At 61.5% G+C, this 20,758-nt stretch carries 19 protein-coding genes; 16 read left to right on the top strand and 3 right to left on the bottom strand.

The window, feature by feature from the left end; all coding sequences use genetic code 11:
• Positions 1–111 precede the first annotated feature (111 nt).
• Entirely contained in the window at positions 112–837 is a 726-nt protein-coding gene (locus S4A8_RS07760; protein ID WP_353219714.1) for a sulfite exporter TauE/SafE family protein, read from the top strand.
• Between the two features lie 79 nt (positions 838–916).
• Positions 917–1,666, top strand: a complete 750-nt coding sequence (locus S4A8_RS07755; protein ID WP_353219713.1) for an SDR family oxidoreductase — start codon at positions 917–919, stop codon at positions 1,664–1,666.
• A 76-nt stretch (positions 1,667–1,742) separates the two neighbouring features.
• Here S4A8_RS07755 and S4A8_RS07750 read toward each other — a convergent pair whose 3' ends face one another.
• Positions 1,743–2,141 (bottom strand): DUF4282 domain-containing protein, encoded by a 399-nt coding sequence (locus S4A8_RS07750; protein ID WP_353175591.1) that lies wholly within the window; start codon positions 2,139–2,141, stop codon positions 1,743–1,745.
• Positions 2,142–2,373: 232 nt separating this feature from the next.
• Between S4A8_RS07750 and dsbG the strand changes: the two genes are divergently transcribed.
• From dsbG to S4A8_RS07710, 8 genes are all read left to right on the top strand, one after another.
• Positions 2,374–3,150: a thiol:disulfide interchange protein DsbG gene (dsbG, locus tag S4A8_RS07745; protein ID WP_353219712.1), complete on the top strand. Its 777-nt coding sequence runs from the start codon at positions 2,374–2,376 to the stop codon at positions 3,148–3,150.
• A gap of 110 nt (positions 3,151–3,260) precedes the next feature.
• On the top strand, positions 3,261–5,933 hold the full coding sequence (locus tag S4A8_RS07740; protein ID WP_353219711.1) for a M16 family metallopeptidase: 2,673 nt from the start codon (positions 3,261–3,263) through the stop codon (positions 5,931–5,933).
• Between the two features lie 196 nt (positions 5,934–6,129).
• Complete coding sequence (locus tag S4A8_RS07735; RefSeq protein ID WP_353219710.1) at positions 6,130–6,873, top strand: (Fe-S)-binding protein; 744 nt, start codon at positions 6,130–6,132, stop codon at positions 6,871–6,873.
• Positions 6,870–8,363: a lactate utilization protein B gene (locus tag S4A8_RS07730; RefSeq protein ID WP_353219709.1), complete on the top strand. Its 1,494-nt coding sequence runs from the start codon at positions 6,870–6,872 to the stop codon at positions 8,361–8,363. Before S4A8_RS07735 ends, S4A8_RS07730 begins: the two co-directional genes overlap by 4 nt.
• A gap of 4 nt (positions 8,364–8,367) precedes the next feature.
• Positions 8,368–9,087: a class I SAM-dependent methyltransferase gene (locus tag S4A8_RS07725; protein WP_353219708.1), complete on the top strand. Its 720-nt coding sequence runs from the start codon at positions 8,368–8,370 to the stop codon at positions 9,085–9,087.
• 3 nt (positions 9,088–9,090) lie between these two features.
• On the top strand, positions 9,091–9,720 hold the full coding sequence (locus S4A8_RS07720) for a LutC/YkgG family protein (RefSeq protein WP_353219707.1): 630 nt from the start codon (positions 9,091–9,093) through the stop codon (positions 9,718–9,720).
• Positions 9,721–9,793: 73 nt separating this feature from the next.
• The gene (locus tag S4A8_RS07715) at positions 9,794–9,991 is read left to right on the top strand and encodes a type II toxin-antitoxin system VapB family antitoxin (protein ID WP_353175603.1); all 198 of its coding nucleotides are present in this window, start codon (positions 9,794–9,796) and stop codon (positions 9,989–9,991) included.
• Positions 9,988–10,365, top strand: coding sequence for a type II toxin-antitoxin system VapC family toxin (locus tag S4A8_RS07710; RefSeq protein ID WP_353219706.1), 378 nt, complete (start codon positions 9,988–9,990; stop codon positions 10,363–10,365). The genes S4A8_RS07715 and S4A8_RS07710 overlap by 4 nt, the downstream gene beginning before the upstream one ends.
• A gap of 70 nt (positions 10,366–10,435) precedes the next feature.
• Here the strand turns inward: S4A8_RS07710 and S4A8_RS07705 are convergent, their stop codons facing one another.
• Positions 10,436–11,320, bottom strand: a complete 885-nt coding sequence (locus S4A8_RS07705; RefSeq protein ID WP_353219705.1) for a GIY-YIG nuclease family protein — start codon at positions 11,318–11,320, stop codon at positions 10,436–10,438.
• Positions 11,321–11,372: 52 nt separating this feature from the next.
• A complete protein-coding gene (locus S4A8_RS07700) occupies positions 11,373–11,645 on the bottom strand; it encodes a hypothetical protein (RefSeq protein WP_353175607.1) in 273 nt (90 codons plus the stop codon).
• 185 nt (positions 11,646–11,830) lie between these two features.
• On the opposite strand from S4A8_RS07700, the gene S4A8_RS07695 reads away from it, so the two are divergent.
• The 6 genes from S4A8_RS07695 to S4A8_RS07670 all read left to right on the top strand — a co-directional run bounded on the left by S4A8_RS07695 (position 11,831) and on the right by S4A8_RS07670 (position 20,734).
• A complete protein-coding gene (locus tag S4A8_RS07695; RefSeq protein ID WP_353175609.1) occupies positions 11,831–14,002 on the top strand; it encodes a type I restriction-modification system subunit M in 2,172 nt (723 codons plus the stop codon).
• Positions 13,999–15,294, top strand: coding sequence for a restriction endonuclease subunit S (locus S4A8_RS07690; RefSeq protein WP_353219704.1), 1,296 nt, complete (start codon positions 13,999–14,001; stop codon positions 15,292–15,294). Before S4A8_RS07695 ends, S4A8_RS07690 begins: the two co-directional genes overlap by 4 nt.
• The gene (locus S4A8_RS07685) at positions 15,275–15,988 is read left to right on the top strand and encodes a DUF3800 domain-containing protein (protein WP_353175612.1); all 714 of its coding nucleotides are present in this window, start codon (positions 15,275–15,277) and stop codon (positions 15,986–15,988) included. Before S4A8_RS07690 ends, S4A8_RS07685 begins: the two co-directional genes overlap by 20 nt.
• A gap of 116 nt (positions 15,989–16,104) precedes the next feature.
• Positions 16,105–19,167 carry a type I restriction endonuclease subunit R gene (locus S4A8_RS07680; RefSeq protein ID WP_353219703.1) on the top strand — a complete coding sequence of 1,021 codons (3,063 nt, stop codon included), beginning with the start codon at positions 16,105–16,107 and terminating at the stop codon, positions 19,165–19,167.
• Between the two features lie 238 nt (positions 19,168–19,405).
• Positions 19,406–19,645: a FitA-like ribbon-helix-helix domain-containing protein gene (locus tag S4A8_RS07675; RefSeq protein ID WP_353175616.1), complete on the top strand. Its 240-nt coding sequence runs from the start codon at positions 19,406–19,408 to the stop codon at positions 19,643–19,645.
• 213 nt (positions 19,646–19,858) lie between these two features.
• The gene (locus S4A8_RS07670) at positions 19,859–20,734 is read left to right on the top strand and encodes an MBL fold metallo-hydrolase (RefSeq protein WP_353219702.1); all 876 of its coding nucleotides are present in this window, start codon (positions 19,859–19,861) and stop codon (positions 20,732–20,734) included.
• Positions 20,735–20,758 lie beyond the last annotated feature (24 nt).

The following is a 20,758-nucleotide window of genomic DNA, read 5'->3' as shown; positions in this document are numbered from 1 at the left end:
GGGCGTGCGATGTGCGCGGGCGATCGCCGCCACTGCCTGGATGCCAAGCGCAGGTTGCGTCGATAATGCCGCAGCGGGTCCCCAGGCGTGGAGACGATCTTGGATATCGCTATGCTTTTCGTTGCCGCACTCGCGGCTGGCGCGATCAATGCGCTGGCTGGCGGTGGCAGCTTCATCACCCTGCCGGCCCTGCTGTTTCACGGCTTGCCCCCCACCGTGGCCAATGCCACCAGCGCAACGGCCGTGCTGCCCGGCTATGCGACCACGCTGTTTCGCTTTCGGCGCGATGTCGCACCGCCAGCCACATTGTCGCTGCTGGCGATGGTGGCGATTGCCGCGGCCGGCGGTGTTACCGGCGCGTCGCTTTTGTTGCTCACGGGCGATCGCGCGTTTTCGGCGATCGTACCCTGGCTGATGGGCGTGGCCACGCTCATTTTCGCGGCCGCGCCCTGGCTCAAGCAACACATGGCCGAGCGCGAAGCCAGCACGCCGGTCGCCGCCGTCGCGCTCTATATCGCCTGCACATACGGCGGTTATTTCAACGGCGGCGTGGGCATCATCGTCATCGCCCTGCTTGGGCTGCTGGGCCAGACACGGCTGCTGACCTCGGTGGCGATGAAGGCGGTGATGTCGGCCACGCTGACCACGATCTCGGTATCGGTGTATGCGATTTTCGGCCTCATCGACTGGCCGCTGGCAGCGCTCATGGCCAGCGGCGCCATGCTCGGCGGCTGGATCGGCGCGGCGTTTGGCTATCGTATCGCCCCGCGCTGGCACCGAATCGGCATCGTGGTCATCGGCTCGATCATGACCGTGCTCATGTTCCTGCGTGGGTGACTGATTCTTTCGCGTGTAACGCACCGCATTGGGGCCAGGCGTTACCCTGTGGCCATCGTTCTCTTTCAGCGTGAAAATCATGGATAAAGTCATGCTCGTCACCGGCGGCAGCCGAGGCATCGGTGCGGCCACCTGTCTGATGGCCGCGAAATACGGCTATGCCGTGGCGGTGAACTATCACAGCAACCAGGACGCCGCGGATGCAATCGTCAAGGCGATCGAGAAAGACGGCGGCAAGGCGATCGCCGTTCAGGCCGACGTGGCCAACGAACAGGACGTGGTGCGCCTGTTCGCCACTGTCGACGACGAACTGGGCCGGATCACCGCGCTCGTGAACAACGCCGGTATCGTCGACCAGCCGTCGAAGGTGGCCGATATGTCGGCCGAGCGCGTGGCGCGGATGATGTCGGTGAACGTGGTCGGCCCGTTTCTTTGTGCCCGCGAGGCGATCCGGCGCATGGGCACGTCCTACGGCGGTCCCGGTGGTGCGATCGTCAATGTGTCGTCGGCGGCCAGCCATGCCGCCGGTGGCGGCGGTGCCGGCACGTATATCGACTACGGCGCGTCCAAGGGCGCTATCGATACGCTCACCGAAGGGCTGGCCAAGGAAGTCGCGGCCGAGCAAATTCGCGTGAACGCGGTACGCCCCGGCGTGGTGGATACCGAAATTCATGCCAGCGGCGGCCTGCCGGACAAGCCCGAGCAGGCGAAATCATCGATCCCGCTCGGCCGGGTCGGCCAGCCGGAGGATATCGCCGAGGCGATTCTCTATCTCGCCGAAGCCCAGTTCACCACCGGCGCGTTCCTGGACGTGGACGGCGGCGTCTGAGCGCGCGCCTGCGCAGCCCATGAGCGGCCCCGGTGTCGCGGGCACGTACCTGCCCGTGGCGCCGGGTTCTGCCAGCCTATTTACTGCGCGTGGCCTTGCGCCAGAAGCGTATGCGCGGCAAATCCTGGTGAATATCTTCGGCCTGGCCGGCAATGCTTTCGATCTGCCCGCCAAGCGCTTCCAGAAAGAAGGCAATCCGGAACACGGTGAGCACGAACTCCAGCAGCACGCGAATACTCACCACCAGCGCCACGAACATCGCCGGGCCCAGCAGACACAGCCATACCAGCCCGCTGACCCAGGACTGTTGAAAAGCCCAGAAGATCACGTACACGGTCGCCAGCCCCGACAAAAGCTGGCCGAGCGTATAGATGGTAGGCACCATCTGGGTGGTGATCACCGTGGTGAACTGGCGATCGAACAGCCCGGATAGCAGGCTGCCCCCATCGTTGCGCATTTCGTGAAGTCGTTTCATAACCTGCCTTGTGAGGGCCTGTCGTCGCGAGATAAGCCATTGCATTGCCCGTGACGACAGGCCCCAAACCTCGTGCCGCGTGCGGTGGCCGCACGCGTGCGTATGAGACCGATGCTAGCCCTGTTTGTTGCATCGCAGCAAACTTGACGGGTCGCTGTTCGCCCCGTCCCCGCAACCGATCAGCTAGACTGACCGCGCGGCCAGCTGGCCACCCATTCGTTGAGGAGCTTTCATGCGACGCCTTGCCCGCCCTGTAGTCGCCGTCGGCCTGTTGCTGGCCACATTGCCTTTGGCGCTTGCCGCGGCTGCCCAGCAATGGCCGGCCCCGATTCGCAATATCCAGGACAAGGGCGTGACCATCGTCGAAGCCTTCGACGCCCCCGGCGGCATGACCGGCTATGCCGCCCGTGCCGGTAATCGCCCGCTCACGCTCTATCTCACCCCCGATGGCAACCACGTGATCATCGGCCCGATGCTGGATGCCGAGGGCCACAACCTCAGCCAGGACATCCTCGACGCCACCATTACCCAGCCCGATATCCAGAGCGCCTGGCCGGCCCTCGAAGATGCCAACTGGGTGGCCGACGGCGACGACGACGCCAAGCGCGTGATCTACGTGTTCACCGACCCAAACTGCCCCTACTGCCACAAGTTCTACGAAATCGCCCGGCCGTGGGTAGAAGCCGGCACGGTGCAGTTGCGCCATATCCCGGTGGGCATTCTCAAGCCCAGCAGCACCGGCAAGGCCGCCGCGATTCTGGGCGCGGATGATCCCAGCGCCGCCCTGGCGCGCCACGAAGACAACTACAGCCGCGGCGGTATCGAGCCGTTGGACGACATGCCGGGCGAGCTGCGCCAGCAGGTCGCGGCGAACAACATGCTGATGTCGTCACTGGGCATCCAGGGCACGCCCGGGCTGGTCTATCGCAATAGCGACGGCAAGATCGGGATCAAGCAGGGCGTACCCCAGGGCGCGCTGCGCGAAGACATCCTCGGCCCGAAAAAGTAGCCTGAAAACCCGCGGCTACCCAGCGGGTTTCCGACGCACGAGCGGCACTCTCGCGGCAAACGGTTGTCTGTAGCCTGCAACCAACTGCCAGCATAAAGAACGAGGGTCCCATGCCGCATGTACGCCAACTGCTGCTCCTGTGTCTTTTTGCGGTCGTCGCGCCCGCAATGGCCGCGCCCGCCGCGCAGGACAATGCCGTACGCCGGGCTACGCTCGACAACGGCCTGCAGGTGATCGTGGTGCCCGATCGGCTCGCGCCGACAGTCACCACGATGATGAATTACGACGTGGGCTCGCGCGACGCGCCAGACGACTTTCCGGGCATGGCCCATGCACAGGAACACATGATGTTTCGCGGCACGGACGATCTGTCGGCCGCACAGATTTCGGCGATCGCCGCGGCCATGGGCGGCCAATTCAATGCCGATACCCAGGATGAAGTCACCCGCTACTACTTCACCGTACCCGCGCAGTATCTCGACGTAGCACTGCACCTGCACGCCGATCGCATGCGCTCGGTGGCCGACGAACAAAGCGCCTGGGAAAAAGAGCGCGGGGCGATCGAACAGGAAGTCGCCCGCGATCTGTCCAGCCCGGACTATGTCGCCTATACCCGCCTGCGCCAGCAACTGTTCGCGGGCACGCCCTACGCCCACGACGCACTCGGCACCAAGGCCTCGTTCGACAAGACCACCGGCGCCATGCTCAAGGCCTTTCACGAGCGCTGGTATACGCCGTCCAATGCCACGCTGATCATCACCGGCGATATCGACGCCAAGCAAACACTGGCCACCGTACGCCGGCTGTTCGGCGATATTCCGTCGCACGACGTACCCGACACCGCGCCCGTGGATTTATCCCCGGTCGACGCCAAGCCCATCCGGATGGCCACCGATGCCGGCTATGGTCTGGCCTATCTGGCATTTCGCACGCCGGGCACGAACCAGCCGCAGGACTACGCCGCCGCGCGCGTGCTCGCCGCGATTCTCAACAATCCGCGCGGCGCGCTGTATAGCCAGCTGGTGCCCACCGGCAAGAGCCTGGGCACCCAGTTCGCCCTGGATGGTCTGCGCGACGCCGGTATTGGCTATGCCGCTGCGGCCTTCCCCAAGGGCGCCGACAGCGATGCGCTGGCCAAGCAGATGCAAAAGATTCTTGCCGATATCGCCAGGAACGGGGTAAGCGCCGAACAGGTCGAAGCCGCCAAGCGTGGGCTGGCCACCGAAAACGCGGCCGCGCGCGACTCCATTCCCGGTCTGGCACAGCAATGGTCGCAGGCCGTGGCGATCCAGGGCCTGGCCTCGCCGGATGCCGAACTGGCCGCGATTCGCGGCGTGGATGCCAAGGCGGTCAACCGTATCGCCCGGCAGATGCTTCCCCCCGACCAGAGCGTGCTGACCATACTCACCCCCGAAGGCTCGGGCGCGCCCTCGTCCGGCGGCGGTTTCGGCGGCGGCGAATCCTTCGCGCCCAGCCATGCGGCCGACGTGAAACTGCCCGACTGGGCCGCCAAACCCCTGGCCACGATCGAAGCGCCGACGCCCCGCGTCGCGCCGCAACAAAGCACGCTGGCCAACGGCATGCGCCTGATCGTGGTACCGACCGCGGCCACCCATGCCGTGCATGTCTACGGCCGGATTCGTAACGAACCCGCCCTGCAGACGCCGGCCGGCAAGGAAGGCGTGGATGCGGTGCTGTCCAGTCTGCTCGATTACGGCACGGACAAACACGATCGCCTGGCCTATGAAGCCGCGCTGGATGATATCGGCGCCCAGGCCAGCGCCGGCACCAATTTCTCGCTGACCGTACTGCCGCAGCATTTCGACCGTGGCCTGGAACTGCTGGCCGAAAACGAACTCGCCCCGGCCCTGCCCAAGGATGCGTTCAAGGTCGTCCAGGCTCAGACCGCCGGCGCGGTGGCAGGCCAGATCGCCAGCCCGGATTTCGCTGCCGGCCAGGCGCTCAAGGGCGCGCTCTATCCGAAAAAGGACCCGAGCCTGCGCCATGCCACGCCGCAATCGGTGAACAGCCTTTCGTATGGCGATGTCACCGATTACTACCAAAAGACCTTTCGGCCCGATCTGACCACGCTGGTGGTGGTCGGCGATGTGGACCCGGCCCAGGTTCGCAAGGCCGTCGAACAACGGTTCGGCGCCTGGCAGGCCAAGGGCGACACACCGAATGTGGATTTGCCGCCGGTGCCCGCGAATAAGGCCGCGACCATCCACGTGCCCGACAGCGCGCGTGTGCAGGACACGGTACAGCTGGCCGAAACGCTCGATCTGCATCCCAGCGATACGGCCTATCACGCCCTCGAGCTGGGCAACCAGGTACTTACCGGCGGCTTTTATGCCAGCCGGCTCTATCGCGAACTGCGGGCCGAGCGGGGCCTGGTGTACTACATTCATTCCGGCCTGCACGCCGACCGCACACGCAGCCAGCTGGCGTTCGAATACGGCAGCCAGCCGGACAAGGTCGCCGAAGCCAATCGGCTGATTGCCGATGCGCTGGCCGATATGGCCAAGGCGCCGATCTCCGCCACCGAACTGCACCGCGCGCGCGCCGGGCTTATCCGCCAGGTGCCGCTGGGCGAAGCCGGCGCGGATGCCATCGGCATGGGCCTGCTCTCGCGTATCGAACAGGGCGTGCCGCTGGACGAACCCTATCGCGCCGCCCAGGCCTATCAGTCGCTGGATGCGAAAGCCGTGCAGGCCGCCTTCAAACGCTGGATACGCCCCGACGCGCTGGTACACGTCATTCAGGGGCCGGCGCCGAAGTCGTAACAAGCCCGTTTTTTAAAGCCTCGGCAACCGAAGACGAACCGCGGTTGCCGGCTTGTGCGGCGCGGTTTGGGTATCATCCGTGCTGCCATATGTATACGCCAGCGACCACGCCCGGCAGGACGGCGGTGGTCACGTTAAACTGAGGTCAGTACCGCCAGCCTCGGGACTTACCCGCTCACGACCTTTCGGAGAGTGCATGCGAATCGGACTGTTCGTCCCCTGTTTCATCGATGCCTTCTATCCCGGCGTGGGTGTGGCCACGCTGGAACTGCTGGAACGCTTCGATTGCGATGTCGATTACCCGTTCGACCAGACCTGTTGCGGCCAGCCGATGGTCAACTCCGGCTGCCACGACGAAGCACGGGCCACCGAAGCGCTGTTCGTGAAGAACTTCGCGAAATACGACCTGATCGTCGCGCCCTCCGGCTCCTGCGTGCACCAGATCCGCGACAACCTCACCGCCATCGAACAGACGCCCGAGGTAAAACACGTGCGCGAAAACACGCTCGAACTGGTGGAATTCCTGCACGACGTGCTCAAGGTGGAGGCCTTTCCCTGGGCGCGTTTCGAGCATCGCGTGGGCTATCACGACTCCTGCAACACGCTGCGCAACCTCGGCCACGGCAAGCCCAGCGAACTGCACGGCGAATATTTCTCCAAGCCGCGGGCGCTGCTGCAAAAGGTCGCCGGCATCGAGCTGGTCTCCATCGACCGGCCGGACGAATGCTGCGGCTTTGGCGGCACCTTTTCGGTGACCGAGCCGGAAGTCTCTACCCGGATGGGCCAGGACAAGATCGCCGATCACGGGCGTAACGGCGCGGAATATATCGTCTCCGCCGATTCGTCCTGTCTGATGCACCAGTCCGGCTGTGCCGCCCGCATCGGCGCGCCGATCCGCTTCAAGCACATCGCCGAAATTCTCAACGGGGCAAGCCAATGAGCGGCAACGAACCCAATCCCGCGGCCACCATGGCACGCGCCACACCCGAACCCCAGCCACGCCCGGCGAAGGCCGCCGACGGCAAGCGTGTGGACCATGCGCGCTCGGCCAAGCAGTTTCTGAACGCGCCGGAACACGCCAAATCGCACGACACCCGCGTATGGGCCATGCGCAGCAAGCGCGACAAGCAGGCGCACACCATCGAAGAGTGGGAAGAGCTGCGCCAGCTGGCCAGCGACATCAAAACGCATACGCTCACCAACCTCGACACCTATCTCGAGCAGTTCGAAGCCAACGCCAAGGCCAACGGCGTGCACGTGCACTGGGCGAAAGACGGCGCCGAGCACAACCGCATCATCCACGAGATCTTCACCGATCACGGCGTGAAGAGCGTGATCAAGGCGAAGTCCATGCTCATGGAAGAGTGCGGCTTTCGACATTACATGGACGGCGTGGGCATCGAGATCGTGGAAACCGATCTGGGCGAGCGTATCCAGCAGCTCGACGGCGAAGACCCGAGCCATATCGTGGTGCCGCCCGTACACAAGATGCGTTCGGACGTGGCGCGCCTGTTCGCCGACAAGCTCGGTTCCGATCCCGAGAACGACGATGCCCACTATCTGGCCGGCGCCCAGCGCGATGCCACCCGCCCGCTGATTCTGGACGCCGATGCCGGCATGACCGGCGCGAACTTCGCCGTGGCCGAAACCGGCGGCTTCGTGGTCTGTACCAACGAAGGCAACGCCGATCTGTCGGCCAACGTGCCCAACCTGCATGTGGCCTCTATCGGCATCGAAAAACTCGTGCCGCGCGTGGAAGACATGGGCGTATTCATCCGCCTGCTGTCGCGCTCGGCCCTGGGCTCGCCCATCACCCAGTACACCTCGCATTTCCGCGGCCCCAAGCAGGGCGGCGAGATGCATGTTGTGCTGGTCGACAACGGCCGCTCCAAGCGGTTGGGCATGGAGAAGTTCTGGTCGTCGCTCAAGTGCATTCGCTGCGGCGCCTGCATGAACACCTGCCCGGTGTACCGGCGCTCCGGCGGGCTGAGCTACGGCGCGACCTATGCCGGCCCGCTGGGGCTGATCCTCAACCCCACCTTCGACGCCCACCGCTATTCCAACCTGCCGTTTGCCTCCACGCTCAACGGCAGCTGCACGAATGTGTGCCCGGTCAAGATCAATATCCACGAACAGATCTTTGGCTGGCGCCAGGTGCTGGCCGAGAACGGCCACCTGCCGTGGACCAAGAAAACCGGGCTCGCCGCGGCCGGCAAGGTACTGGCCAGCCCGAAGGGCTATCGGGCCGCCATCAAGACCACCAACTCCGCGCTAAAGCATTTGCCGCGCTGGGCGATCTACAACCGCATGAACGCCTGGGGTGAGGGCCGCGAAATGCCCAGCCCGCCCGACAACGGCACCTTCCACGACTGGTACAAGCGCCATCGTCTCAACCGGGATGGCGCAAGCCGCAGCACCCCGGAGAACTAACGCCATGGCCCACGACACCCAGAGATTGCCCGCCGAAAACGCCATTCTGGAAGCGTGGCACGACAACGCCGCCGCCTGGGTGCATGCCATTCATCAGCACGGCATCGCCAGCCGCCGCACCACCGACCGCGCCATCGTGGATACCGTGCTCGCCTGCGAGCCCGAGCGCGTGCTCGATATCGGCTGCGGCGAAGGCTGGCTGCTGCGCGCACTGGCCGCCGAAGACATCGCCTGCACCGGCATCGATGCCGTGCCCGAGCTCATCGAAGCCGCACGCGAGAAGGGCGTCAACCCCAACGTCGAACTCAAGGTCTGTGCCTACGAAGACCTGGCCGACGCCGAGTTCGACGAACCCTTCGATATGGCCGTCTGCAATTTCTCCCTGCTCGGCGAAGACAGCGTGGACGATGCCCTGGACGGCGCAGCACGTGCGGTGGTACCCGGCGGGCTGCTGGTCATCCAGACGCTACACCCGCTCACCGCCTGCGGCGACCGGCCCTATATCGACGGCTGGCGCAGTGCCAGCGGGGCCTGTCTGGGCAGCGGCTTCCAGGACGACGCGCCCTGGTATTTCCGAACCCTCGGGCGTTGGCTGGAACTCGTCAACAGCGGCGACTGGCATCTGGCCGCCGTTGAGGAACCGCTCGACGACAACCACTATCTGCCGGCCTCGCTGATACTCATCGCCACCCGACGGCCTGACGACGACGACCCGGAGCTTTAACCCATGAGCAGCCGCGACGACATCCTCGGCGCCGTTCGCAGCGCCAAACCCGGCCTCGACGCCCCCGCGCCCACGGTGCCGAACTACGACGACAACTACCCGCAGGAACGCGCCGGCCTCGCCGACCTGTTCGCCGAACGCCTCACCACGATGGGCGGCACCTGGCATGCGCTCAGCGACGGCCAGGGCATTGACGACGCGATGCAGCAGGCGCTGGCCGAAAAGCTCGGCAAACCGTTCGCCGACGCGGTGATCGTATCCAACGTGGCTGAAGTCGCCGGCAACCGGACGATCAACGAAAACGACGACCCCGCCAGCGTCCACGACGTGGACATCGCCGTGCTGCGCGCACGCTTCGGCGTGGCCGAAACCGGCAGCGTGTGCTTCACCGAAGACGAACTCACGGTGAACGCGATCGCCTACCTCGCCCAGCATCTAGTCGTTTTGATCGACCCGGCCGAAATCGTCACCAACCTGCACCGCGCCTACCAACGCGACGATTTCGTCAACGCAAACTACACCGTCTTCCATACCGGCCCCTCGGCCACCGCGGATATCGAAGGCGTGCTTGTGCGCGGGGCGCAGGGGGTGCGGTCTTTGACGATTATTCCAGTGTCAGCGAAACCGGCCTGAGCCCGAGCGGCACGGCATCCGAATCGTCACCGCATGATGTACGATTGAGCCATCTGCCGAATGGATGTCGCTCATGCGTACGACGATCAATCTCGATGATGCATTACTCGCCGAGGCGCAACGCCTGACCGGCCTTTCAGAGCGCACCGCACTCGTACGCGAAGCGCTCTCGGCGTTGATCCAACGGGAAAGTGCGCAGCGCTTGGCACGTCTCGGCGGCAGCGAACCGCAATTGAATAACCCGCCACGCCGCCGCTCTGAACCCGCGTGATTCTTGTCGATACTTCAATCTGGATCGATCATTTCCGACATGGCGACGCGGCCCTGGCCTCGCGTCTGAACAGCAACGAAGTCTGTAGCCACCCGATGGTGCTCGGCGAACTGGCCTGCGGGCACTTCAAGGCACGCCGCGAAATATTCGCGCTGCTCGATGCACTACCCTCGGCACCAGTCGCCACGCACACCGAAGCGCGCGACTTCATTGAGCGGCACGCGCTAATGGGCCGGGGCATCGGCTTCGTGGACGTACACCTGCTCGCGGCGGCGGCACTCATGGGCGATGGTCGCTTATGGACGAGAGACAAACGCCTCGCGCGAACGGCAGACGAACTGAACCTTGCGATAGATCCCGCTGGCGGTTGGTGAGCGCTGCTGCGTACTCAACGCAGCCCTGAGCGCGCTTATCGCCGGGAGTTCGACACGCGCGGCCAGCTATTCATATCGAGGCCTCTGCGCGCGCCTCTTGCAACGCCTTCAGCGTGCGCCCGCGCTCATCCTTCCAGCAGATCCGGCCATTCGCACTGCCCCCGACCAGCACCCCGGCCGCCAGCGACGGCGAATTGAAGCGAAAATCCTGGGTGAATCGAAGCCCCTGGCCGTCACGCACCAGCACACCGCGATCCTGCGATTGCTGACGCAAATCCCGCATGTGCTCGTGGATCGAGCCGGTTTCGTCGATACGCGCAGTCGAACCTTCCATTACGACGAACCCATCGGCCACTTCGCGACCACGTGCCTGGGCGCCGCGTTCGTTCAAGTAAAGCGCCACCGGCTCAGGCTGACTGGGCGTTGGTTCGGCCCGTGCCTGCCCCGCGGCAGACTCGAACGCATCGATACCCAGCACCGGAAAGATCACCAGCATTTCGTCCAGAAACCATTCCGCATCGGCGCGATCGGCTTCGGAGAGCGGCGGCACGCCCGGCGTCGTGCCATTTTCCACCGCCCATTGATTGGCACGCTTGGCCAACTCGATCAAACGGGATTCCAGATAACGCACATGCGCCTTGTTCAAACCCTCGTTGGTGCTGGTGAACGCCACCACGCGGGTCCAGAACTCCTTGCCGGCCACATGCTGCTTGAGCCGCTCGCCCAGCACATCGGCCTCGCCCACATACAAACGTGGCGTGCCGTCCTCTGCTGGACCGGTGAGTACATAAACACCCGGCCGTCGCAGCTCATCACGCGCAAGCGCATGACCGATCTCCGAGCGGCTCACCACGACGGCCCAGCCGGTCCAGTTGGATTTTTCCACCACGCGCAGGCCGTCCGGCGTGCCGTCGGCCAGAAAGATACGGATTGAGGTTGGTCGCGACTGTGTCATGGCGTCCTGGTATCGATGCACGAGGCGATGCCCAGCCTAGCGCGAACCCCTATCAACGCGCGCGCGAATCGCTGACCGCGGACAGGATATCGGACGTAGAGGCTTTCGTTTTCACACCGGGCACGTCGAACGGCGACATCTTTTCGACGGGCTCAGCGAGCAGAGACACGAAGCCATCGCGCAGACGAACCATTTCGTGTTTCACCAGCCTCCAACACCCGCTCATCTTTCGCCATGTCGAATTCATGAACAGCCTTTCCACTCTCCACGCTTTGTTCAAGCCAGCGAACAGCGCATCATCCGCCAGCGCTTTGAGACCGCTCAAATAGTCGACACATCGATCGTCAGAGCGGCTTCATTCGCAGATCGCACGAAATAATCCTGACCTCAGACGTTTGGCGCCTCGCGCTCGATGCGTCAGATTACTAGACTAGCCGACCATTCTTTAGCGACCAACCGCGTAGCAGACGCGCGGTCGGTTATTTGCGTCCCAATACGAGGGCACCGCGGTTGAATATTCAGGCGCACGATCAACTCAAGAGCGCGATCTGGGAGATCGCGAACCGTCTACGCGGCCCGTACCGGCCGCCGCAGTACCGGCTGGTCATGTTGCCGATGGTGGTGCTGCGACGGCTCGACTGCGTTGTAGAAGAGCGCAAAGCGCACGTACTGGCCGCCCACGAACGACTCAAGGGCCAGAATCACGATCACGATACGCTGGTTAAACTGCTCGGGCGCGCGGCGGACCCCAAGCGCAAACAAGCGCTTTACAACATCAGCCCGTATACCTTCGAAAAGCTCCTCGGCGATCCGGACAATATCGCGTCGAACCTGGTCGCCTATATCAACGGCTTCTCCCCGATCGCGCGCGACATTTTCGAACGGTTCGGTTTTACCGAGCAGATCGAAAAGCTCGACAACAGCAATCGCCTGTTCACCATCGTGAAAGAGATGGCGGCCCTCGACCTGCACCCAGAGCGCATCGACAGCCTGCAAATGGGCTATCTGTTCGAGCACTTGGTGATGCGCTTCAACGAGCAGGCCAACGAAGAAGCCGGCGACCATTTTACGCCGCGCGAAGTTATCCGCCTCATGGCGAATCTCGTGTATACCGGCGAGCAGGACGTCTACACGCCGGGCATCTATCGCACCATCTACGATCCTGCCTGCGGTACGGGCGGCATGCTCTCGGAATCCGAGAAATTCATCTACGCCCAGAACGAGGACGCGAACCTCGCGCTCTTCGGCCAGGAGTACAACCCGGAATCCTGGGCGATCTGCTGTGCCGACATGCTCATCAAGGATGAGGAAACAAGCAATATCGTCCTCGGCGATACGCTCGGCGACGGCAAGACCAAAGACGGCTTTGAAGGCGAACAATTCCACTACATGCTCGCCAACCCGCCGTTCGGCGTGGAATGGAAAGACCAGAAAAGCGGCGTCGAACGCGAGCACAAGACGCATGGCTTCAACGGCCGCTTTGGTGCGGGCCTGCCGCCGATTAACGACGGCTCGCTGCTGTTTCTTCAGCACATGATTTCGAAGATGCACGCGGCGCCCAAGGACGGCGGCGAAGGCTCGCGCATCGCGGTCGTATTCAACGGCTCGCCGTTGTTCTCCGGCGATGCCGGCTCGGGTCCGTCCAACATCCGCCGCTGGATCATCGAAAACGACTGGCTGGATGCGATCGTCGCACTGCCCGATCAGCTGTTCTACAACACCGGCATCTATACCTATATTTGGCTGGTCTCGAACCGCAAGCCGGAAGAACGCCGTGGCGAGGTACAGCTCATCGACGGCACGCGTTTTTTCCAGCGCATGAAGAAAAGCCTGAACAACAAGCGCCACGAAATCGGCGACGACCAGATCGACGACCTTACGCGCATCTATGGGCGCTATCAGGACGGCGAAACGGCCGACGTCATAATCGGCGGCGAAACCGAAAACCGCGTCGTCTCGCGGATATTCAAGAACCACGAATTCGGCTTTCTGAAGGTCACCGTCGAACGGCCTTTGCGAATGAACTTCGAGGCCACACCCGAGCGCATCGCCCGGCTCGACGAACAGACCGCCTTCGCCAACCTGGCGCAATCCAAGAAACGCAAGGATAAAGCCGCCGCAGCCCAGGAGATCGCCGCCGGTGAAGCGTTGCAGGCCGATATTCGCGCCCTCCTTACTGGCCTCGAAGCAGACGGTCGATATATGGATCGCGCGGTATTCGAGCACGACTTGAAACAGGCAGCGCAAAAAGCCGACGTGAAACTAGCCGCCCCGATCAAGAAAGCGATCTTCAGCGCGCTCGGCGAACGCGATCCGGACGCCGAAATCTGCCACGACGGCAAGGGGCGTCCGGAGCCGGATAGCGAACTCCGGGATACCGAAAACATTCCGCTGCCGCGTGACACGACGCTACCGCTGCCGATGGGCTTCGGGCCGGACAAGCCGAATGACGAACTAGTCGAGGCCTTTAAGGGCGATATCGACGCCTACATGGCGCGCGAAGTCTTGCCGCACGTACCGGACGCCTGGGTGGATTACGGAAAAACGAAAGTTGGTTACGAGATTCCGATCAACCGGCATTTCTATGTGTACAAGCCGCCGCGGCCGCTCGATGAAATCGAAGCCGACATCACGAAACTGGAAGACGAGATCTCGAGTCTGCTCGATGGCTTGGTGACATGAACGACGAAGCGCCACCTTCTGACATCCCAACCCAAAGACGGCTTCGCTTTGACATGCGGGCCAACCCTGTCAAGTCACAGCTAGACCTGCCACCCGAAACCGAAGTGTCCTTCGTCTCGATGGATGCGGTCGGCATACTGGGCGGCTTGCGCCTTGACGAAATTAGACCGCTTGCGGATGTTTACGACGGATATACCTATTTTGCCGATGGTGATGTCTGCGTAGCGAAGATCACTCCATGTTTCGAGAATGGCAAAGGCGCACTTGCAAACGGCCTGACCAACGGCATCGCTTTCGGTACAACGGAACTGCACGTATTACGGCCTGGCCCGGCGCTCGACGCCAAGTTTCTGTTTTACCTCACCATGTCGCACGAGTTCCGCTCGCGCGGCGAATCCGAAATGCTCGGCGCCGGCGGACAAAAGCGCGTGCCTGAAGCATTTTTGAAGAACTGGTCGCCCGTTCTTCCGCCTGTCCAAGACCAGCGGCGGATCACGCAGTTCCTCGACGAAAAAACGTCTCGCATCGACGCGCTGATCGAAAAGAAGCGCGTGCTTCTTGATCGGCTGGCCGAAAGACGCCAAGCGCTGATTACGCAGTCTGTTACTAAAGGGCTAGACCCCGACGCTTCCTTCAAGCCATCTGGCATTGATTGGTTAGGTTCGATACCAGCGCATTGGAGATTAAAAGGCCTAACAAAATGTACGACGAGAGTCGATTACAGAGGAGCTACGCCGCCCAAATCTTCGTCAGGAAAGTTCCTCGTAACGGCCAAAAACATTAAGAATGGCGAAATAGACTACGATATTTCCCAGGAGTTCATTTCAGATGAAGACTACGAACACGCGATGCGGCGAGGAAAGCCCAAACTAACCGAAGTCTTGTTAACAACCGAAGCTCCTTTGGGCGAAGTAGCGTGCGTCGATCACGATGACATCGCGCTCGCTCAACGCGTAATTAAGTTCGCTACATCTTCAGGTGAGCTTTCTAATAGCTATTTAGCCTACTGGATGCTTTCTTGCCCATTTCAGCGAGATCTACTTAGTCGCGCCACTGGTTCAACAGCCGTGGGTATTAAAGCAGGCAAGATCGTAGACCTAAAGTGTCTATTGCCGCCGATTGGCGAGCAGCTGGAGATAACCAAATATCTAGATAGCAAATTGCAAACCCATCAAACGGTTACCGAAACGATAGGTAAATCTATTAAGAACCTGCAGGAGTATCGAACCGCGCTCGTGACGACCGCGGTAACAGGAAACTCCGAATCATTCGATGCATCTAATTTACTTTGACGAAAACAAATACAGCGAAGCCAATCCGTTTTTCACGATTGGCGGCGTGCTGGTGCCCGAAGCGAAGGTGCTGGAACTCGATGAGACGCTGACCAAGATTCAGTCGAATTTCTTTGGCAGCAGCCATCCGACAACCCAGAACGAGTTCCATGGCAAGGAGATGTTCCACGGCAAAGGCCCGTTCAAGGGCCGCAAGCTGGCGGAACGCGTGCAGCTATTCGATTATCTGGCCACATTCCTCGTGGATAACGCGATCCCGATCCAGTTGATCCATATCGACGTAAATCGTCATCGCAGCAAATACACCTATCCGGAGCCAGAATATCGGCTCGGGCTGATGCTGTTTCTGGAACGCGCCTGCGACTATCTGGATTCGGTTGACGATCTGGGTATTGCTTTCGGCGACTACGAGCAGGACGAAGTCGCTCGCTCAGTGGTCGACTTCTCCGAGTACAAAACCTCGGGCAAGACGCCGATGCACTACGGCCGCCCGCTGGGGCGACTCGTGGATACGGTGTACTTCACACAATCGCACCATAGCCGGTTTCTGCAACTGGCCGATGTGGTGGTGTATATGGCGGGGCGTTATCTACAACAGGCCGAGGCGCCCGAAAAATGGCACGATGCCAGGGTCTGGGAGATATGGGAAAAGATAAAGGCCAGTGCGGATATGCATATCCAGCACTGGCCTTGATGCTCGGAACGACTAGACCGCGTGGGTTAGGCCGCTTTTGGGAACGGCCCTCTAGTCGCTAACAAAAATATAAGGTGCAGACGCGCCAGAATCAAGCCGATCGATAGGGGACGGCGATGCCGGCACATACCGAACATGATTTCGAAACCGCGATCGAGGCCGGATTGATCGGCCGCGGTGGCTATGAAAAGCGCGACCCGAGCGCCTACGACGAAACGATGGCGCTGTTCCCCACCGATGCCATCGGGTTTATTCAGACTTCGCAACCCAAACGTTGGGCACAGCTCGAAGCACTGCTCGCCGACAAGACAGAGGCGACGGTCCTGGACAGCCTGACCAAGGAACTCGCGCTCAAAGGCACGCTGCATGTTCTGCGACATGGCTTCAAGTGCTACGGCAAGCTGCTGCGCGTGGCGTATTTCCAGCCGAACTCGGGCATGAATCCGGAGGCGGCCGCGCGCTATCAGCAGAACCGGTTGACGATTACGCGCCAGGTCGCTTTTGCTTCCGTGCTAAAACGGCCGGACGGTAAGCCTCGTCGCTGCATTATCGACGTTGTGCTAGCCGTGAACGGCCTGCCGGTCGTCACCGCCGAGCTGAAGAACCCGCAAACCGGGCAACATGCGGCTGACGCGATAAAGCAATACGAACGGGATCGCGACCCGCGCGATCTATTGTTTAGTTTCAAGCAGCGCGCACTCGTGCATTTTGCCGTGGACCCGGACGAAGTGTGGATGACGACCCGGTTGAAAGGCGACGACACATTCTTTCTGCCGTTCAATCGCGGCATGAACCACGGCGCCGGAAATCCGCCAGTCGCGGACAACTGGAAAACGCATTACCTATGGGATGAGGTGCTCCAGGCAGATAGCCTGATGGATATCCTCCAGCGCTTCATTCATCTGGAGGTAACCGAGCGCAAGACACCGGCAGGCCGGGGCATACGCACGGCACGCAAGGAAACGATGATCTTTCCGCGTTACCACCAGCTTGATGCGGTACGCCAACTCGTCGGCCACGCCCAGGCCAATGGCTCGGGCCACAACTATCTGGTGCAGCATTCAGCCGGCTCGGGTAAGTCAAACTCTATAGCCTGGCTCGCCCATCGGTTGGCCAGCCTGCATGACGTGACCGATGCCAAGGTGTTTCATTCGGTGGTTGTGGTCACCGATCGTCGCGTACTCGACACCCAGCTCCAGGACACGATCTATCAGTTCGAGCACAAGACGGGCGTGGTCGAAAAGATCGACGAAGACACGCAGCAACTTGCACGGGCATTGTCACAAGGCACGCCGATCGTCATTACCACGATTCAGAAATTCCCCTTCATCGCCCAGGCGCTCGAAAAACTGGACGAGAAAGGCGAAGGCCTTCGGATCGATACGGCGAACAAACGCTTTGCCGTGATCGTGGATGAAGCACACTCCTCCCAAAGCGGGGAAACGGCTGGCGCGCTGCGCGGCATGCTTAATAAGGACGGCATCGAATCGACCATCGCGGCGCAACTATCCGACGCGGAAGATGACGAGCTATCGGATGACGCGAAAGCCAATCTGCTGCGCGATGCGGCGCGTCGCCAGCGGCAGCCCAACCTTAGCTTCTTTGCCTTCACGGCGACGCCCAAGTTCAAGACCAAGGCACTGTTCGACGAGCCCGGGCCAAACGGCACGTCGCCCTTCCATGAATACTCGATGCGCCAGGCAATCGAAGAGCGCTTCATCATGGACGTGCTGGCGAACTACACGACCTATAAACGTTTCTATGGCCTCGTAAAACAGGCCGAGGCAGACCCGGAAGTCCCGCGCAAGAAAGCAGCAAAAGCGCTTTCGCGCTACATGGAATTGCACCCGGTGAATATCGACCAGGTGGTGTCGGTCATCGTTGAGCATTTCCGGCTGAACGTAATGCACGAAATCGGCGGCCGGGCCCGCGCGATGGTCGTAACGGGATCGCGCCTCGCGGCCGTGAAATACAAGAAGGCGTTCGATAAATATGTGAAAGACCACGGCTACATAGGGATCCGCTCGCTAGTTGCTTTCTCCGGCACCGTCGATGATCCGGATTCGGACGCTTCGTATACCGAAGTGGCGATGAATGATGGGCTGCCGGAACGCGAACTGCCCGAAGCGTTCGAGCGCGACGATTACCGGGTGCTGCTTGTCGCCGATAAATATCAGACCGGCTTTGACCAGCCCCTGCTGCAAACCATGTATGTGATCAAACGGCTGGCCGGGGTTCAAGCCGTACAAACGCTCTCGCGTCTCAACCGCATGGCACCGGGCAAGGCGCGCACGTTCGTGCTCGATTTCGTCAACGACGAGGCGGACATCTACCAAGCATTCAAGCCCTATTACGAAACTACACCGGTTGAAGAGAATGCCGACCCGCAGCGGCTCAATGAACTGCACCACGAGCTACTGCAATGGGCCGTATTCTCTCCCGACGACGTCGGGGCCTTCGCCGCGATCTGGTACTTACGCAAACGCGAACATAGCGGGCGCGAACACCAGCAGATGTCGAGCATTCTCGATCGTGTAGTGGCGCGCTTCAGCGACCTAAGCGACGAAGAACAGTCCCGCTTTCGCGGTCAGCTGACCGCGTTTCGTAACCTCTACTCTTTCCTGTCGCAGATCATTCCCTACCAGGATAGTGAGCTGGAAAAGCTCTATACGTTCGTCCGAAACCTGCTTACAAAACTACCGCTGCCCGACGACGGCCGGTCATTTACGCTCGAAGACGATGTGGCCTTGCGTTACTACCGCATCCAACAGCTGACCGATGGCTCGATCGAGCTTGGCGAGGGCGAGCCCTACCCGCTCAAAGGTCCATCCGAAGTCGGCACCGCTGGCATCAAGGATCAAGAAGTACGGTTGTCGACCCTCGTCGAAAAGCTAAACGAGCGGTTCGGCACCAACTTTACCGAGGCGGATCAGTATTTCTTCGACCAGATACGTGTCTCTGCCGAGCAGGACGAAAAGATCAGCGAGGCGGCAAAGGCCAATACATGGCCTAACTTCAAGTCCTACCTTGAACGCGTCATGGATGAACTGTTCATCGAACGCATGGAAGGAAACGAAGAAATCTTTTCGCGTGTGATGGGCGATCAATCGTTTCGCTCGGCGGCGCACGAGCATTTGGCTGCTGAGATTTTCAAGAATGTTCGAGGTGAGCGCCAGTAGTTTCTGCCTGCGGGCGCGCAGCACAGAAGCTCGCCTGTAAATAACTGAGTCTCAAGCTGAATTTAGCGTTTCCTCACCGCTATACGCGACGCCCGGCCGTGCACCTTATCCTTTACGTCGCCGCGCGTTAATAAAGCAAACGGGCCTTTCGTTTATTTAGCGAAATGCTAAGTAAACAGGTTTAACCAAGACCAAGCCGCTATTGTGATAGGCATGATTTCGCTGCAACCGCGAGCGTATGGCTTCAATCACGATTCGCGACCTGGACGACGACCTTGAACAGGCGCTGCGGCTGGCGGCGGCCGAACACGGTCATTCAATGGAGGAAGAAGTCCGTGTGATCCTGCGTCGCTCGCTTGCGAGTGCGAAGAAAGGCGGTCTGGGCAGCCGGGTTCGGGCACGCTTCAGCGACCTGGGTGGGGCCGACCTCGACCTGACCTCACGCGATGAAATACCGCGCGCCGCCGACTTCGACTAATAATAGTTCTCGACACTAACGTGTTACCGCCAGCGCGGCTGCGGGCCACCCCTGCTCGATGCGACGCTCGCCCCCCGCAATACGAAGGACTTTCGTTCGCTCGGCGTTGCGCTAATCAACCCGTGGGAAGACGGCTGATTCAGCCGACCAAGCTTTAAAGCCTCCTACTCGTCACCAAGTCCGTTCGTATTGGCCAGCCCATAGCGAAGCGACATGCCGCACGAACAACCCCAAACCCAATCGACCAATATCCACCAACTGCGCGTGGGCGATTTCGTCGTCACGACGATTCAGGATGCCTATCTGCAAGGCGGTTTCGGGCTGATCTCGAATCTGGACGCGGCGACCGTGCAGGATTTGCATGCGGCGAGCCGGCGGCCGACGCCGCCGAAGATTACGCTGAACTGTTATATGGTGGATACGGGCGACGAGCGGATTCTGATCGATACCGGGCTGGGTGGTCTGGTGGGCGATGAAGGCGCGCGGCTGGGCGCGGGGCTCGACGAAATGGGGCTGACGTGTGCGGATATCGACCGCGTGATTCTGACCCACGCGCATCCCGACCACCTCGGCGGGCTGATCGATAGCGACGACAATCCGGCCTTTCCGCAGGCCGAGGTGCTCGTGCCGGCCGGCGAGCTGGATTTCTGGCGCGGCGCGGTGCCGGAGGATGCCGGCGAGATGCTGCGTAGCCATTTCGCCAATGCACAGCGGGTGTTTGATGCCTGCGCGGCGAACCTGCGCGCCATCGAAAGCGACGCCATCCGGCCCGGCATCACGCGCTATCCGCTGCCCGGCCATACGCCCGACCACAGCGGTTATCGCATCGAATCCAACGGCGAGAGCCTGTTGATCGCGGCGGATATCGTGCATTTGCCGCAGATCCAGTTTCCACGCCCGGATGCGCAGGTGATGTTCGATACCGATCCGCAACTGGCAGTGCGTTCACGTCAGGCGCTGTTCGCGGAAGTCGCGGCGAGCGGCGAACTGATCGCCGGCCACCATATCGATTTTCCCGGCATCGGCCATGTGGTGGCCGACGGTGCGGGCTATCGCTTTCTGCCGCATGTGTGGTCGCCGTTCGTTTGAAACGACCCGACGACCAGCGACGCG

Source organism: Salinisphaera sp. S4-8, assembly GCF_040361235.1.
Taxonomy (GTDB): Bacteria; Pseudomonadota; Gammaproteobacteria; order Nevskiales; family Salinisphaeraceae; genus Salinisphaera.
This window is presented reverse-complemented; position numbering and strand designations above follow the sequence as displayed.